We start from the raw sequence: 233 nt of genomic DNA, 5'->3' as shown, positions 1-233 counted from the left end.
GACCTGGGCCGCAGCGCGAACGAGAAATTGATCCATCGTCGCCGCCTCGCCGCTTTCGAGCGACGAATGAACCGGCAGCGCCTCCATCGCGGGCTGGACCACCCGCTCAAACAGTCGCGCAAGGTTGGCCTGGAAGATGCGCGGCAGCTGATCCTTGACTAGCATTTTTCGCCCCTTGTCGCCCTGAGTTCGTTCGGTCGCGTCGATCAACGACTTTGCTGGCATGGCCAAAC

At 61.8% G+C, this 233-nt stretch carries 1 protein-coding gene; it reads right to left on the bottom strand.

The features are described from left to right. Nucleotides 1-210: hypothetical protein (locus tag Q4528_RS16360; RefSeq protein WP_303522846.1), on the bottom strand; the 210-nt coding region annotated here is incomplete at its 3' end. Nucleotides 211-233: the final 23 nt, after the last annotated feature.

Origin of the sequence: Staphylococcus pasteuri (assembly GCF_030547725.1) — a bacterium.
GTDB classification, from domain to species: Bacteria; Bacillota; Bacilli; order Staphylococcales; family Staphylococcaceae; genus Staphylococcus; species Staphylococcus pasteuri.
This window is presented reverse-complemented; position numbering and strand designations above follow the sequence as displayed.